Here is a 16643-nt window from a genome sequence, read left to right as displayed (position 1 = left end):
TTCTCCGTTTTATTCGACTTCTTAAATTGGGATCAAGATTTTACTTGGGAAGAATCAGCAGCGCCTAATTCTGATTCTGCACGGCTTCGCATTGACTCTTGTAAATGTTCGTCATGGTGACGGTGCTGCGACATCAATTCCCGCGCCTGTTCTTGGGTATGGGCGTCAGCAGGGTGGGTTTGGTTCACCTCAGCTTCTGCACGGCTTCGCATCGACTCTTGTAAATGTTCGTCGTGGTGACGGTGTTGCGACATCAATTCCCGTGCTTGGTCTTGGGTACTCATGCTTTAACCCTCTGCTTTTAAAACTTGCTTCTGTCTCAATTTCACCTGAATGAAGCAAAACGGTATCAAAATTGACAGAAAAGTTTACGATTTAAGATTATCCCGAAAGTGAGATGCAGCGGCTTCCGTAATCTGTTTAATGGCTTGCAAACTCGGCGGTGGTGTAGCGCTATCCATATCCAACCACAACAGATACTCGATATTACCAGCAGGTCCTGTCACCGGCGACCAACTTAAGCCACGATATTGCCATCCCAACGGTTGCGCGACTTGTAACACTTGGAAAATAGCATCTGCCTGATCGTCAGGATCTCGCACTACACCTTTTTTCCCAACACGCGATCGCCCGACTTCAAACTGAGGTTTCACCAGTAATACCGCTTCTCTGGGAGGCTGTGTCAATTTCCACAAAGCATCGAGAATTTTGGTTAGGGAAATAAACGAAACATCTACAACCGTTAAATCTGCTGGCGGTTCATCACCGTACAATTCCTCTGGTGTGAGATAGCGCAGATTAGTCCTTTCTTTCAACACTACCCGCGCATCATTGCGTAATTTCCAGTCAGCTTGTCCGTAACCGACATCAACGCCGTAAACTTTTTTTGCCCCAGCTTGCAGCAAACAATCGGTGAATCCGCCAGTAGAAATTCCGCCATCTAAGCAAATTCGATCTTGTACGGAAATGCCAAATTCTTCAAGTGCTTTGGAGAGTTTTTCACCGCCTCTGGAAACAAAACGCGATCGCTCTTTAATTTTAATTTGCGCCTCGGTTTCTACCTCCGTTCCCGGCTTATCAATGACTTGCTGATTGACCATTACTTCCCCAGCCCGAATTAGCCGTTGTGCTAACTGCCGGGAGGCGCATAAATCAAGTTCTACTAATAAGGTGTCAAGTCGTTGTTTCGCCATTAATTATATATATTAAGGATTGCTTGCGTGCAAGTTAATAGAGCAAAGCGATCGCAATCGAAAAGGAACTCCGCTGGTTAGTTATTACACACTATTTAAAGGATAGCTACTTAATCGCTTACCTCCCAGGTTCTTCGCCCCTTCCTCCCACGTTCGCTGCTTCGATCGAGTCGAAGCCACGGATACTTATCCTCTCGTAAACAGTATGTATGCTCTAAAAGTTAGGGCACGCAAGCATTACCTAGACAATTAATGCATCCAAAAAACCACGCTTTCCAAGTCGCGCGATCGCAGATGCAACTTGCAGTCTTGGACAACCGAGAGCATCAGCAGTAGTGCTTATCTCTAGCTTACCGAGAAACATTAAGTTAACACTAATGGGGATTGCCATGTCCCTAGTGATGTATTGCATCGCAGCCGAAACGTACATCTATGGCAGTTTGACACTACGTGGACGACTACGAATCAGGAACAACGCGATCGCTACCAATCCGATAATCGTGGACGGTTCGGGTACACTAGCGCTAAAACGATTGTTCGGTTGCCTCAGCTGCTCTTTTCCATCTTCAACCAAACGCTTAAAACGGTCTTTCTGAGCTTCCGCAATTCTAAGTGCCTCTCGTTGCTCGTCATTGACCAGTACAATCATGGACGAGTAGGGAGTGACAATTTTGTAAGTCTTCGCGATCGCATGAATGGCATCCAGTTGAGCAATTTGCTTTCCATCTATCTTTTTGCTTAACCCCAAAACCATTTGCCGCGCCGCCAGAGCTTCAAAACCTTTGTTGTCGGGCTTTTGAGTTGTATTAGCACTCTGATTATTTCCCTCAACTTTTTCCATAACCCAGGCATAGCCATCCACCACACTGACCACAGATGACCCTAACGCTGCCTTGGTTGCCTGTCGCTCCAAAACTTCGGAAATTTTGGTACACACACCGCCACCACTGTCTTGAATCGCTTTGAGAGTGGCATCGTCATACGCAGGTGACAACGATCCGAGATGCACTACCCACAAAGGTGCAGGCATTACTGGCACATCCTTGCGATTGTCCGATAACTCATAACCGCTTTCATCCGTCACTAATAAGATGCCATCGTAGGGCGTATCGCCCCGCATCTGGGTAAACTGCCGCAGCATTTCTTTGGGTTGTATACTGCCGTAGAATGTCATTTTGTTGGCATTGAAGCGACTAATATCATCGATGCGCTGCGGTTTTGCACCAGGGGACGCACTGATATACAAATCGGCATCATTGTTAGCGAAAATATTGTCAGCAAAGCCATTTTGTTCCAACCAACTCAGAGTCTCACCCAGTTCTCTGGTATGTGTTGCCATACTCCGGGAAGCATCAAGAATGACCGCAAACCGCTTCCCTTGAGGCATCGAATAATCTTTTGCCGCTAATGGCTTGGCTGAGATTTGGTAGCCATTTGCCAAGTTAACCTGATGCACGCTTGGCTGATATTGCCCAGCTGCTGGCAAAAATGGTTCCAACCATTCGTCACCAAAACGTGACACCACTTCTCCGTTGCGGATACGCTGGGTGTCCTGATTCCAAAAGATGTTACGCTTCTCCCCTAGCTGGGGTAACGCCCACCCTTTCTCTTGTCGCATGACTTTATAGGTTAGCCACAGATGCATCTCGGTTGGTTGATTTTCTGACTCCGCTTGTTCCTGTGGCGATAAGCGGGGAGGAATCGGAAAGGCTCTCAAACGATATTGAAGTGGCCCAACTTGCTCAAGTAAAGCTGGATCGACGGGACGCCAACGCCTTACCTGTGAAGTATAGACTTTCTGAGCGGCACCGCGTGGCGAAACCTTAAAGGGGAAGCGCTTGGCTAAGTTCTCGCTGTCGCCCAGCCACACTCCTGTAATTGCCGCGCTTTCTGGCAAAGAAAAAGAATAGAATATTTCCTCAACAGCAGTGGTTTGGTTGGCATAAACTTCGTAGAGTTCCACATCTGCCCAGTCGCCCTGTGGTTTAACGGTGACTTGTTGCGATCGCAACAACACCTTTTCCTGGTTAATATTCAGCAACCCTGCCTTTGCATCGCCCAAATTATCAGTAGATTGCAAGGCGTGTTGAATTGCCTCTCGTTCCGCTTTTTGAATTGGCTTGTCGAAAAACTGGGCGTAAAGCTTTCCGGCTTTTTGCATATCTCTTTCGGAACCGTTGTAAAAAAACGGCGACATCAGGTGATTGTAACTGTCTTGGAAGAACTGGGAAACCGATTCTGGCAAGCCAAAGACGCTTTCATATATGGCGCGGATATGGTCATTCTCTTCTGCCGTGCCAAGATACCGATAAGAAGAAAAGTAAGCATTCAAAAGTCCATCCCGAATCAAATCGGACTTGGCTACGAGTGCTGCCTTTTGGCTATCTGATGGTGCTGGGTTTTCTAACAGCTTAAATGCTTGGATTTGGGGCTGTGCATTGAATGAGAGGCACAGAATCATCCAAACAGTCACCACCGTCCCCGAACCAATAACAGTGCGGTTTCGCCCATACTGTGCGGAAAAAGCGCGTAAAATTCGCTGTCCAGATTGAATATAGTAGCTTGCCAATATCCAAGGCATGAACAGGGATAGGACAACGCTCACGCAAAAGAGCATAAAAGAGACGGGCATCCACCAGTTTCCGGAAGTCCATATATACCCAAAGTCCCTTACCCACTGAAATTGGAAGAAGTAGAACAAGAGAAAGACAGCGGCGGGTGCGGCATAAAATAGCAGCAGCAACCCCAGGTATACACCAACCCCAGGCATCAGACTGTGAGCGCTCATTTGCAACCATGCGATCGCTCGATGGCGTTTTGCATAGCCGTATAGCACTTCGAGGTAAAAGGCAACCATACAAACGCCCACCGTGCCCAAAATCAAAGCACTAGCAGGGGTGAATTCCGCTAGCCTGATGCGGAATCCCTGCCGGAGGAACAAGAAGAGTATGCACAAGAGAAATAGGGGTGCTTCCACGCCATAAAACAGACGTATCAACTGTAAAGGTTGCTTGCGGAAACGCCGCAGCCCCAGCACCGTACAGATAATCGATATTACAGTCGGAACAGCAAGGGTGATGAAGAGTTCTCTTTCGTTCGGACTATTCGACAACGCAGCTTTGAGGATGTGACTCGCATTCGCAGGGAATATACCGACGAAGAAAACCAGCAAAAATGTAATATTACAGAACCAAAAGATGGCGTGGAATGTGGCATGAAGCAGATTTTTCATAATTCAGGTATACCTAGAATCAAATTTTGCATTTGTTAGAAAACAATTGGATAAACAATTAATTGTTATTAGCAATCAATTGAGTAAGATTGAAGCTATCTTTAGACTCTATTTATTCAATAGCAATTTTAAGCATTTCCTAAAATTTTCTTCTTTCCCTTCCTTTGCGCTCTTGGCGTCCTTTGCGGTTCGTTAATTCTTCAACTCCTTATACACGCTAATCCCAATTTGCAAAGATTCATTGAGTAAGCGACTATATTCATCTACGTGACCGCTCAGATTAAATGACATTAAGACCGTAAGATTTTCTTCAAGGTTTGCAAATAATTCATAATGCCTGCCCAGAAACTTACGATGTTTCCTCATGAGCTTTTCCGCTTGTAAAGCGCTGCTCAAAGTTTCTTTAGTAATGCTCAAAGCTTGGATAACTTCTTTTCTGGTGCTAAGGCTATTACACGGAGAGGGTGAGCGGCTTGCTGATTCTAGTTCGTCGATGAGAGCGATCGCTTGAATTACGCGATTGTACTTATCGACTTTATCTAGTAACCTCGCTAAAGATTTGACTTTTTTAACTTGTTTCCAAAAATAAGCATTCCAAATCAAGATACCCAACAGGGAAATACCTGAAATTAGGGTTAATAATTTGGTGACACCATCTGTATTTACAGGTAAAGCTCCTGCATTGCGAAGCATGATTAAAGTCACAGGCATGATGAAAATTAAGACCAGCATGAATATAAATAGTTCCGTCAGGAGAACTGATAGCATCTGCTTGGGATTCTTGAGGATAAATCCTCTATAGGCGTCAATGGCTAGGGCAGTGCTAGTATCTAAATCAACCAACGTTTCCACCTCTTCTTTTGTTAGCTGCAAATTTTCTAAGTCAGCTTGCATATCAGTTGGTTCCTGTTACGTGCTTAACGAAAACCTAGTGCGCCAGCAATTACTTTCAAAAGGTGAAAGTAAAAGTTACTTTCCAATGGGCGAAATAGCTCGAAGGGTCTATCAGGAGTCCCGAAAAAAGGTCTGAGTGTCCATCCAAGTTGGCTCCCGACAAAGCCATATAGCACTAACCAGCCTCGAATCATCGCTGTGCGGTTTCTTGGACTTTCAGAATCTTGCTCGTTGATATATATCAGGCTTCGATAAAAAACATTCACTCCAATCAAACCAGTAATCGTAAAAATCAGTACATTTAAGAGCTTAAAAAATTGATAGTCATTAACGGAAAGGCGAAAAAACAGGGTGATCGGTGCAAAGCTAAACAGCATCACGCCAACGATTGACATTGAAGCTAATAGCAAAGCTAGGTATTGTCCAAAGCTGCGCTTAGAGCCAGAAATCACATCAAAAAAATATAAAGTAGGTAAACAAATACCCATCGTGATTAAATACAAGGCTGGTACTTTAATCGCTGAAGCAACCATTTGCAATCCGCCACTAAAGGAGCCAATGATGGCTCCATAAAGTGCAAAAAACACTGAGCTGCTAATTAATAGGGCAACAATCTTGTTTTCAAGTCTTATTCCCTTACTAATTTCTTCCAGAAATTTTTGGCGATCGCGCAAAAAGTACATTAGGATTGCAAAGTGGTTCATGGCATCTCCTCCTATTAGGGATTCAGGTATCGCTCTACGGATCTCTCAGGCACCTGCCTCAAACTTGTGGGGATATCCCCGATATTTGTTACAAAACTTTATAAAACCTGTGAAAAGCGAAGATAGATTCGATAGGACTTAACACCCAGAGGAGAGAATCTGACTGAATTCCCTGTTATGAACGAACGGGATGAGCGGCTTGGCAAATTAATTGAAGCAGTCCGTCAGCATCCATCTGGGAGCCTTAGCTGGCGAAAAGCGATGAATCAGCTGTTGATCGAAATTCAGCAACTCCCTGGTTTAGCGAGATCCGCGCACCCAGATTACTTGGAAGCTTTGGATGATACATTGCTGAAATTGGGTGATGAGATACAGGAATTTGAACCCAGACAGCCTTCTTTAGAGAAGAGTTTGGTGGCTTGGATTAACCTGAAATTACGCCTGAAATATGAAGTGCGCGACTTGCATTCCTCCCAGCAGACTCGCGCCAAAAATCCCAAGAATCCGCAAGCGGAATTTCAAGAACAAGTGAGGAAACCACCCCTCTCGCTTGATGTGCCCTTGGGGGATGAGGGGAGCGAAACTTTTGGCGATCGCTTGGCGGCTTCAGTTCCCTGTACGCTCTTAGAAATAGAAGAACAAACCCGGCGAGAACAGGAACAGCGGAAAAATCAAAGAATTGGGGTTCAGCTAAAGCAATATATCGATCGAGATCCGGAAGGCAAACTTCGCCGATGTCATCCCCAAGCTTATCCAGAGTGTAACTGCCAAATCCTCAGCCAGCGCCTGCTCTTAAAGTATCCACCCGACAAACTCGCTCTTGTAGCACGGGATCTCAACATTAATTACAACACCCTGAACTGGCATTGGAAAAACAAAGGACTCCCACTTCTGCAAGCGATCGCTAGAAGTTTGGGCTATCAACCAAATGTAGAAGAAGACTTATGAATAATATTGCACCTCCTTCTGTTAGCGTTCCCCTGAGTGACACCGCCCATCAGCTGGCGCGACAATTTGCACAAGAGCAAGCGACTCCCGAAAAGGGGGTGCGGGTATATCTCAATACCCTAGCTGTCTGGGCAGTTCACCGCTACCTAAAATGGCTGAGATATGAACCAAATCTCACCTCAAGCGATAGCTGGCATCCTGGTATGCGAGCAATGTTTGATGTGGCAGATCTGGTTTTGCCCAACTTAGGTAAGTTAGAGTGCCGTCCTGTCCTGCCTGGGGAGACATCTGTTACGCTACCGCCAGAAGTGATGCAAGACCGAGTTGGCTATGTGGCAGTTCAGTTTGGATCGCGTTCTACTCCAGGGGAACCAGTCTACTTACAGGAAGCACATCTAATAGGATTTGACCCTGCGATCGCTACTGACAATCCGCCAGAGGAACTGCAACTTAATGACTTGCAATCCCTCGATGCGCTGATTGAGTATTTAGATCAACTCGAATCGGCGCTGTCTGCTGCACCCAACAAGACGCGATCTCACTTAAACAACTGGTTACAAAATCTCTTCGAGTCAGGTTGGCAGACAGTAGAAGAGGTGTTGACGTCGCAAACGCCCCTTTTAGCATTACGCAGGTCAACTGTAAGGCGGGCAAAGCAAATTGAGTTGCAAACAAAAACAGTTGTTTTAATTGTCACCCTCCAGCCAGAAAACCGGGAAAGATTGGGCATCCATCTGCAAGTTTGTTCTGTCAATCTCCAAGCACCACTGCCACCTCAACTGAAATTAATGGTATTAACAGAATCTGGGGAAATATTTCGAGAAATAACTGCAAGTGGGACTGACACCTTCATGCAATATGAATTCAGCGGACAACTGGGGGAACAATTTAGTGTCAAAATAGCCTTAGGAGATATTAGCATCACAGAAGCCTTTGCCATCTAGGATTTACAGATAATAAAAGTCTTGTATGAGTGGGTTTAGATTGATAATTCAAAATCCTATCGCTTTGTTCCAGACGCGATATATCGCGTCTGGAACAGGGATTCACGAATCATTTAGGGCTGCTATAGGTGCTTTGCAACCCATCCCATCGCGTTAAACTGTTAGTGTTGCTGAAAAGATAATGCTATTTATAGACTAAAAGGGCGTTGTGTTAGTGACCTTTGCACGGGGTAAGTTCAGGTTAAAATCAATCATCAGCATCTCTGAAGAGGGCTGACAAATCTCGGTAGCCACTGACAACTCGAAAAATCTCTACGTCCTGTCCGAGCGCCATATAGAGGATGAGATAGTTATCCATCGGGAGACTGCGTAGACCCGGTAAAATCTCATCTCGTTGTCGTCCAAGATTTGGAAACTGAGCAATTTTCACAAATTTAGCGTCGAGCTTGTTCAAAAAGCGATCACCTTGATCGAGTCCTGATTGACGAGCGATATAGTCTGCAATTTGTTCAATGTCTCGAATTGCGGGTTTGGTGAGGCGAAATTGTGCAGTCATGCTTCGGAGGAATTGTACCGCGAGCGCATATTGACGCGGATTTGTGCCATTGCAGTTGCACCATCAACAACTTCACCGCGTTGGGACGCTTCCCAGCCAATCAGTGCGTCCTGTTGGAGTTCTTGGAGTCGTCCTTGGTAGATGTCTTGCTGTTGCTCAAGGAGTTTGACACCTGCAAGGATGACCTCGATCGCACTATTGTATTTGCCACTGATGAGTTGGCGCTGCACAAGGGCTTCAACTTCAGGTGGTAGGACGATTTGCATGATGTTGGCACACAGGAGTTTTCACTTTATTGTAAGCGATCGCTTCTCCCACCACTTCTTGAAGTCCGCCGACATCAACGAGCGATCGCCAAAATGTAGGCGATCTATTTGCACAACAAGTGCCTACATTGCCCCCACTTTTAAAACATCCTCTAATCTCGCTGGAATAGGCGCTCTCCCCTAGTCTTATCTGGGCGAGGTTTAAGACTATATTAGTGCTGTAGCAGTTTAATCCCTGAGAGTTCCCGAAAGCAGGCAGCGATGGAAAAATTGGTCATCCTGGATATTGATGGTGACTTGCATCTAGGAGCAGTAGCAACGCTGGAAATTCGGGAAGAAGGCAACCATACTGTCACCACCCGTACCAAAGGTAAATTGCCTCCAGCAACTCAGTTACTGGAACAATACGAACACTGGCAGTCTCTCTATCGCAGTCTGTCGTTCCTATTTCGCTTGGAAGAAAGAGGGGGGCAAATTACTCAGGGTTCTCCAAAAGATTTACTTGACGCTTGCCGCCAATCAGCTCAAACCTTAGCAGATAGTTTGGCAATCTGGCTCAAAGCTGAGTCATTTCGCCCGATTCGAGAAAAATTACTCGAAAAATTATTACCAACCGATACAGTGCGGTTGATTCTGCAAATAGAAGACAGCCAACTGCGACGACTCCCTTGGCATTTATGGGATTTTTTCGGGCGTTACCCTAAGGCAGAAGTAGCGCTGGGAGCAACTGCTTACGAACGGGTAGAAACTGACGCACCAGTACGGGAAAAAACCAGAATTTTAGCGATTTTGGGGAATGGGAATGGGATTGATATAGAAGCAGACCGACAGTTGCTTTCAAGTTTACTTGATGATGCAGAAATTGTCTTTTTAGTCCAACCGCAACGCCGCCAGTTATACCAACAACTTTGGGACTCATCTGGGTGGGATATCTTATTTTTTGCCGGACATAGTTCCAGCCTTGCTTGTGGCGAAACGGGCGAGATTGAAATTAATGGTAGCGATCGCTTATCCATCACCGAGTTAACCTATGCTCTAAGAAGAGCAATAGAACGCGGCTTACAACTGGCAGTTTTCAACTCCTGCGATGGACTCGGCTTAGCACGTTCCCTCGAAAGCCTGCATATTCCCCAAATCGTTGTCATGCGGGAACCAGTCCCTGACTTGGTTGCTCAGGAATTTCTCAAGTATTTTCTCACTTCTTTTTCTAGGGGTGAGTCTTTTTATACCTCTGTGCGAGAAGCACGAGAACAGTTGCAAGCTTTAGAGGATCGATGTCCTTGCGCCAGTTGGTTGCCAGTAATCTGCCAAAATCCCACAGCGGTGCCCATCTTTTGGCAAGGATTACATGATAGAGGAAAAGGGTCTCTTGACGGGTACGGGCACGGCAGTGCCGTGCCCGTACAAACTGGGCAAGTTCCCTGTCCCTATCGGGGTTTGTCTGCATTTCAAGAAGCCGATGCACCGTTTTTCTTTGGTAGAGAAGCTTTCACTGAGAAACTGTTGAAAGCAGTATATAATCAGCCACTCGTCGCTGCGATTGGCCCTTCCGGTAGCGGCAAATCTTCCGCAGTATTTGCAGGCTTAATTCCACGTCTGCGTCAGATAGAAAATTGGCTAATTGTTAGCTTTCGTCCGGGGAACCGTCCTTTTTTAAAACTGGCAGAACAGCTGATTCCCCTATTAGAACCGCAGTTGCGTGAAACAGATCGTTTGGTTGAAATCAACAAACTAGCAACGGCAATTCAGCAGGGTGACTTGCCATTAATCGCTGTGTTAGAGCGAATTCTAGATAAAACTCCCACAACTGACCATCTGCTTTTATTTGCCGATCAGTTTGAGGAATTGTACACGCTTTGTCAGGAAGCTGAAATCCGTCAACGCTTTCAAGATGAATTATTAACTGCTGTTAACCAGATACCCAGTTTTACCCTAATTCTCACTTTACGAGCGGATTTCTGCGAATACGCCCTTTCTTACCATCCCTTTGCCTCTGCGTTGCAACGCTTCCCCCCAGAATTTTTAGGGCAAATGAGCCGCTTAGAACTGCAAGCCGCGATCGCAAAACCAGCCCAAAATTTAGGCGTACAAATCGAGGAAGGATTGCGATCGCGCATACTAGATGCCGTTAGCTGCGAACCCGGTTCTCTGCCTTTACTGGAGTTTGCCTTGACCTTGCTGTGGGAACAACAATGCAACGGTATCCTCACTCATGCTGCTTATGATGCCATTGGGGGTGTCGAACAAGCACTCGCTAGTTATGCCGAACAGGTGTATGCAGCACTCAAACCGGAAGAACAGCAACAGGCAAAGCGTATCTTTCTCCAATTGGTGCATCCCGGTGAAGGCACTGCCGATACTCGCCGCATCGCCACCCGTACCGACGTAGGACAAGACAATTGGAACTTAGTTACGCGCTTAGCAGATGCACGTTTGGTTGTTAGCAGACAAGATGAGGCAACCAGGGTTGAAACCGTCGAAATCGTCCATGAAGCGTTGATTAGAGAGTGGCAACGCTTGCGCCAGTGGCTAGAAGATGACCGCAGCTTCCGGACTTGGCAGGAGCGATTGCGGATAGCTTTGCGACAATGGGATAGCCAACAAGATGAGGGGGTACTGTGGCGAGGTGCGCCATTATTAGAAGCCCAACATTGGTACGTCGAACGTTCGGTGGATCTGAGTTCAACGGAACAAACTTTTATACAGGCGAGTTTGGCACTGCAAGCACGAGAACAGAGAGTACGCGATCGCCAACGAAGACAAGTTATCCTGGGACTCACGAGCGGTTTGATAGGACTAGGATTGCTAGTGGGAATTGCTACAAAGCAATGGCAGCGAGCCGAAACGGGTGAAATTGATGCTCAACTCAATGCTTTAAGTGCCTCCTCCGATGAACTTTTAGCTTCAAATAAAGAACTAGAAGCATTGCTGGAAAGTTTAAAGGCAGGTAGACAGCTACAACAATCTATCGAAGCCAAACCCGACACTCGCATTCGAGTGGTAACGGTTCTACAGCAAGCAGTCTACGGCGTCAGAGAGTATAACCGTCTAGAGGGACATCAAAGAACGGTCATTAGCCTCAGTTTTAGCCGGGATGGTCAAACCATCGCGTCTGCGAGTGATGACGGGACAGTGAAACTTTGGCAACCGGATGGCAGGCTGTTGACGACGCTGGAGGGACATCGAGACAAGGTAAAAAGCGTCAGCTTCAGCCCAGACAGCCAAATGGTGGCTTCTGCGAGTTATGACAAAACGGTGAAACTCTGGCACCGGGACGGTAGACTCTTAACCACTCTCAAAGGGCACACGGGCAAAGTCAATAGCGTTGCTTTTAGCCCAGATGGTCAGTTTGTCGCCTCTGCCAGTGCGGACAAAACGGTGAAACTTTGGCGGCGGAACGGCAGCCTAATTGTCACCTTAAAGGGTCATCGCTCTTGGGTAACAAGTATTCACTTCAGCCCAGACAGCCAAACCTTAGCAACAGCTAGCACCGACAAAACAATTAGACTGTGGCACCGCAATGGTAAATTGCTAGGGATTCTAAAAGGGCACACTGCTTCAGTCAATAGCGTCAGTTTCAGCCCCGACGGTCAGACTTTGGCTTCTGCCAGCGCAGATACTACAGTGAAACTCTGGCGTCAGAATCGGAGTCTGGGAGGGTTTGAAACTCGTCCCTACAGAACTTTCACCGAACACAAGGATCTCGTTTGGGCGGTTAGTTTTAGCCCAGACGGTCGAACTTTGGCTTCTGCCGGTGCGGACAAAACGGTGCAACTCTGGCGTCTGGATGGCACGCTTGTTTCTAGCCTCAAAGGACACAGCGCTTCGATTTACAGTGTGAGTTTCAGCCCCGATGGTCAGAGTTTGGCTTCTGCCAGCGCCGATACTACAGTTAAACTTTGGCACCCTAACACTGAGAAACTTCCCACTTTGCAGAAGCATGATTCTGAGGTGCGGGGTGTAAGTTTTAGTCCAGATGGTCAGACTCTGGTTTCCGCCAGCGCCGACAAAACAGTGAAGCTTTGGCATCAAGACGGGAAACTGCTAAAAACTCTCAAAGGACACAATGGGGAGATTTCCAGTATCAGTTTTAGCCCGGATGGACAGACGTTTGCTTCAGCGAGTGCAGACAAAACGATAAAATTGTGGCACAAAGACGGCACGCTTCTGAAGACCTTCCAGGGACATACTGCTAGTGTCTTGAGTGTTCGTTTCAGTCCAGATGGTCAGACTTTAGCCTCAGCGAGTGCTGACAGAACTGTGAAACTCTGGAATCGGGATGGAACTCTGCTGGATACCTTAATCGGACATCAGGAATCGGTAACAAGCGTGAGTTTTAGCCCGGATGGACAGACTTTAGCTTCTGTGAGTGCTGACGAAACGGTGAAGCTTTGGCATAACGGAAGTTTGCTCAGCACTCTACCGGGACATAGTGCTGGTATTTTAGATGTCAGCTTCAGTCCCAATGGTAGTACCTTCGCTTCTGCCAGTGCTGATGGAATCGTAAAACTTTGGAGCAACGGTCAGTTGCTCCAAACCTTAACCGGACATACCAATCGAGTCAATAGCATCAGCTTCAGCCCGAATGGTCAAACTCTCGCTTCTGCCAGTTCTGACGGAACGGTGAAACTCTGGAGCCTGAGTGGGAAATTGCTCAAAACCTTACGTGGGCATACTGATAGCGTTTTGGGGATAAGTTTTAGCCCAGATGGTCAAACAATCGCTTCAGCTAGTAGCGATCGCACAATTATTTTATGGAATTTGGATCTGGATGCCCTACTGGTTCTAAACTGTGCCTGGATGCGGGATTATCTGCAAACACACAGTCTCTCGATTTGCCAGTAGTCGATTTGCCAGTAAAGTTGCACAAAATCCAGGTTAATTGCGATCGCGATATCTGCCTCTTTGTTGCTTCCAAATTCTCTTGGCTTAAAATCAGCGGTTCCCCAACTGAATACACCGAAATGCCAGACCCTCTCAAACTGATACAAGATTAATGACCTCAGACAGCACTTATCTACAAATTAAGAATTTCGCAATTGGAGAATCGGCGAGTGTAGCCAAGAATTACTCCTCATTCCAAGAATCTTGCATTACTACAGGTGCCAGTCATGCCGTTCAAAGTTGAAGTAGTTCCACACAATCTACAGTGGCGAGATGCGTTCGAGGCTGAGTCGCAGCAAGTTGCCGAGGCAATGGGTAAAAATATGGTTGCAATACATCATATTGGTAGCACGGCAATTCCCAATATTTACGCAAAGCCCATTATCGATCTGTTGGTTGAAGTGAAAGACATTTCTCGTGTAGATGAGCAGAGTGCAGCAATGGAGTCACTGGGTTATGAAGTGATGGGTGATTATGGAATTCCTGGTCGTCGATTCTTCCGCAAGAATAGCCAAGCAGGTATCAGAACACATCACGTTCATACATTCGAGATTGGTTCAGCACAGGTAAAGCGTCACTTAGCATTTCGAGATTACATGATTGCTCATCCTGAAGATGCACAGCAATACAGTAACCTTAAGCGGAAATTAGCCGAGATGTATCCTGATGATATAGAAGGATATATGGACGGGAAAGACGACTTTATCAAAACCATTGACCAAAAAGCGGCAGAGTGGTGTGTATCTTCAGTAGATGAGTAACAGTGTCGCTATCCAAACTTATATTTTGCTCGCGAGGAGAGACCTCTATGAAACCCCATATTGCGATCGCTGAATTTAGCTGTTAGGTATCTAGTAAACCATCTGAGGGTTACGAACATGGCAGACAAGAAATCTTTGATTTTGCGGCGTCAACAAATTGAAGACAATATGCAAACATTCTCCCACCCCTGGAATCCGAAATCCGAAATCTCAGGGACACAAATGGGGCGTTTGCTCGGACTAAAGCGCACCGGAGTCAACTTTGCGAAAGTCCCTCCCGGAAAGGAATCCTTTGTCTATCATTCCCATTCCCGCGAGGAAGAATGGATTTACATCCTATCCGGCTGCGGAATTGCGGAAATTGACGGGGAAGAATTTGAGGTTGGTGTAGGAGACTTCATGGCATTCCCGACTCCTTCAGTCGCTCATCATCTGAGGAATACAGGCGATGACGACTTAGTTTACCTAATGGGAGGAGAAAACCTCGATATAGAAATTGCCGATTTCCCGCACCTTGGAAAACGTATGATTCGCCGTGAGGATGCGATTGAAATCTTTGACCTGTCAGATGCTAAACCGTTTGGAGCATTGGATACCGAATAAAGATGAGTTCCGTACTCGAAACAACCAGATTACAGCTTCAAGCGTGTTCAAGCTACGCTCAAATTGCCAATCCAATCAAACTTGAAGACGACGTTGTAAGATGCAACCTAGCTTGAGACAGTATGCTGATTATTTTTCAATAGGGATGTTACTAGGGCTTTGTTTAGCCAACGAGGTTATTGCTTGGGTAGACCAACTCATTGAAGAGAGCGATCGCCCGTCAGATTGGATGATTGAACTATCGATAAGTACAACCAAACATCTTCTAGATATCATTCACCTGTTGGATTTGGTTCCAGGTACAAAGGATTTGGAGATTTCGTTCCGGCTTGCGATCGCCAAGCTTGGCGACGTGTATCCAACCCTTTCGCCTGAACAGGGGAAATTTGCACAACCCAAACATAGTCAATTGTTCAGCAAGTTGTATTTCCTAGCCCAGGAACATGACAATCTTTCAGATGATGTTCGAGGCAGCATCTTTCAGATATGCCTTGACCTTGACTGTGTTGAGCAAGGTTACGGTGATTGGTCGGTTATTCAACAAGACTATGAGGAACTTCTGGGGGTTGGTAATAATTACAAGGAATGGATCAATTTCTAGGGTTGCGTAGTTTAGCATTGTCACGCCGCACAACACATGTATGCACGGGACAGATTGGCGATCTTTTGTTTCGCTTGAAGTCCTCTAATGCTGATGAAGCTTGCCGTTAGACCGCTTTCGTGATGTTACCTTTGCCCTTTGCTGAAAGCAGTAGCGCTTCGCAATCCCTTTTGTGATACTACCTTCATAAGGAGGAAACACGATGTCTGAGCAATCCGGGTTAGACAACCTGCTCCCAGATGAAGCACTTCTTCACTATGAGGGAGGTCGAGAAGCTGAGCGTTTATTGAACAGTGTAGGTCAGCTTGAATTAGCCCGAACCCAAGAACTTCTCAGTCGTTACTTGCCCCCTCCACCGGCAACGATTTTTGATGTTGGGGGCGGTACTGGTATTTACGCTTTTTGGCTGGCTCAACAAGGCTATGAAGTTCATCTCATTGATGCGGTTCCTTTACATATAGAGCAGGCTCAGCGTTCTTCCGAGTCTCAACAAGCTCGCCCACTTGCAAGTATGGCGGTTGGGGATGCCCGCCAGTTAAATCGAGAGGAGGCAAGTGTTGATGTTGTTCTCCTGCTTGGTCCTTTGTATCACTTGACCGAGCGCAGCGATCGCATGACTGCCTTAGCTGAGGCTCATCGCATCTTAAGAAACGGAGGGATTGTCTTCGCGGCTGGAATTTCCCGCTTCGCCTCGACCTTAGCTGGATTGTTTGAGGGCAAATTAGATGACCCAGAATTTGTGAAAATCGTTCAAGGCGATTTGACTGATGGTCAACATCGCAACCCAAACAACCATCCTGATTACTTTACAACAACCTTTTTCCATCATCCCGAAGAACTGAAAACAGAGATTGAAGAAGCAGGCTTACAGTGTCAAGGAGTATTTGCGATCGAAGGACCAGGCTGGTTGCTACAAAACTTCGAGGAGCGTTGGGGTGATTCAGCGCGTCGCGAACGACTCTTGGAAGCGATTCGCTGGCTGGAAACAGAACCGTCTACCTTAGGAATGAGCGCTCACATGATGGCTATTGCTCACAAGAGTGCGGATTAATTTAAT

The 16643-nt window shown here is 46.4% G+C and carries 15 protein-coding genes; 7 read left to right on the top strand and 8 right to left on the bottom strand.

The features are described from left to right. Positions 1-32 precede the first annotated feature (32 nt). The 6 genes from H6H02_RS12045 to H6H02_RS12020 all read right to left on the bottom strand — a co-directional run bounded on the left by H6H02_RS12045 (position 33) and on the right by H6H02_RS12020 (position 6023). Positions 33-284, bottom strand: coding sequence for a hypothetical protein (locus H6H02_RS12045; RefSeq protein WP_190817916.1), 252 nt, complete (start codon positions 282-284; stop codon positions 33-35). 84 nt (positions 285-368) lie between these two features. Continuing rightward, on the bottom strand, positions 369-1193 hold the full coding sequence (locus H6H02_RS12040; protein WP_190817914.1) for a TlyA family RNA methyltransferase: 825 nt from the start codon (positions 1191-1193) through the stop codon (positions 369-371). 241 nt (positions 1194-1434) lie between these two features. Then, positions 1435-1623 (bottom strand): hypothetical protein, encoded by a 189-nt coding sequence (locus tag H6H02_RS12035; protein ID WP_190817912.1) that lies wholly within the window; start codon positions 1621-1623, stop codon positions 1435-1437. After that, positions 1624-4425 carry a TIGR02921 family PEP-CTERM protein gene (locus tag H6H02_RS12030; protein ID WP_190817910.1) on the bottom strand — a complete coding sequence of 934 codons (2802 nt, stop codon included), beginning with the start codon at positions 4423-4425 and terminating at the stop codon, positions 1624-1626. Positions 4426-4617: 192 nt separating this feature from the next. Then, positions 4618-5319, bottom strand: coding sequence for a hypothetical protein (locus tag H6H02_RS12025; RefSeq protein ID WP_190817905.1), 702 nt, complete (start codon positions 5317-5319; stop codon positions 4618-4620). Between the two features lie 23 nt (positions 5320-5342). Further along, complete coding sequence (locus H6H02_RS12020) at positions 5343-6023, bottom strand: actin-binding WH2 domain-containing protein (RefSeq protein WP_190817903.1); 681 nt, start codon at positions 6021-6023, stop codon at positions 5343-5345. Between the two features lie 177 nt (positions 6024-6200). Here H6H02_RS12020 and H6H02_RS12015 point away from each other — a divergent pair, with 177 nt between their 5' ends. After that, on the top strand, positions 6201-6971 hold the full coding sequence (locus H6H02_RS12015) for a hypothetical protein (protein ID WP_190817902.1): 771 nt from the start codon (positions 6201-6203) through the stop codon (positions 6969-6971). Further along, on the top strand, positions 6968-7915 hold the full coding sequence (locus tag H6H02_RS12010) for a DUF1822 family protein (protein ID WP_190817900.1): 948 nt from the start codon (positions 6968-6970) through the stop codon (positions 7913-7915). The genes H6H02_RS12015 and H6H02_RS12010 overlap by 4 nt, the downstream gene beginning before the upstream one ends. A 247-nt stretch (positions 7916-8162) precedes the next feature. Here H6H02_RS12010 and H6H02_RS12005 read toward each other — a convergent pair whose 3' ends face one another. Together H6H02_RS12005 and H6H02_RS12000 are read right to left on the bottom strand one after the other, a co-directional pair. Continuing rightward, a complete protein-coding gene (locus tag H6H02_RS12005; RefSeq protein WP_190817897.1) occupies positions 8163-8471 on the bottom strand; it encodes a type II toxin-antitoxin system RelE/ParE family toxin in 309 nt (102 codons plus the stop codon). Next, the gene (locus tag H6H02_RS12000; RefSeq protein ID WP_190817895.1) at positions 8468-8737 is read right to left on the bottom strand and encodes a type II toxin-antitoxin system ParD family antitoxin; all 270 of its coding nucleotides are present in this window, start codon (positions 8735-8737) and stop codon (positions 8468-8470) included. Before H6H02_RS12000 ends, H6H02_RS12005 begins: the two co-directional genes overlap by 4 nt. Before the next feature lie 261 nt (positions 8738-8998). Between H6H02_RS12000 and H6H02_RS11995 the strand changes: the two genes are divergently transcribed. The 5 genes from H6H02_RS11995 (at position 8999) to H6H02_RS11975 (ending at position 16637) form a co-directional block, all read left to right on the top strand. Further along, complete coding sequence (locus tag H6H02_RS11995; protein WP_190817893.1) at positions 8999-13582, top strand: CHAT domain-containing protein; 4584 nt, start codon at positions 8999-9001, stop codon at positions 13580-13582. 266 nt (positions 13583-13848) lie between these two features. Next, positions 13849-14382 (top strand): GrpB family protein, encoded by a 534-nt coding sequence (locus H6H02_RS11990; RefSeq protein WP_190817891.1) that lies wholly within the window; start codon positions 13849-13851, stop codon positions 14380-14382. Positions 14383-14499: 117 nt separating this feature from the next. Continuing rightward, entirely contained in the window at positions 14500-14985 is a 486-nt protein-coding gene (locus tag H6H02_RS11985) for a cupin domain-containing protein (RefSeq protein ID WP_190817889.1), read from the top strand. Between the two features lie 100 nt (positions 14986-15085). Next, a complete protein-coding gene (locus H6H02_RS11980; protein WP_190817887.1) occupies positions 15086-15586 on the top strand; it encodes a hypothetical protein in 501 nt (166 codons plus the stop codon). Between the two features lie 202 nt (positions 15587-15788). Next, a complete protein-coding gene (locus H6H02_RS11975) occupies positions 15789-16637 on the top strand; it encodes a class I SAM-dependent methyltransferase (protein WP_190817885.1) in 849 nt (282 codons plus the stop codon). Positions 16638-16643 lie beyond the last annotated feature (6 nt).

Source organism: Coleofasciculus sp. FACHB-1120, from assembly GCF_014698845.1.
GTDB lineage: Bacteria > Cyanobacteriota > Cyanobacteriia > Cyanobacteriales > FACHB-T130 > FACHB-T130.
The sequence above is the reverse complement of the archived record's forward strand: the minus strand, read 5'-3'. Positions and strand labels throughout refer to the sequence as shown.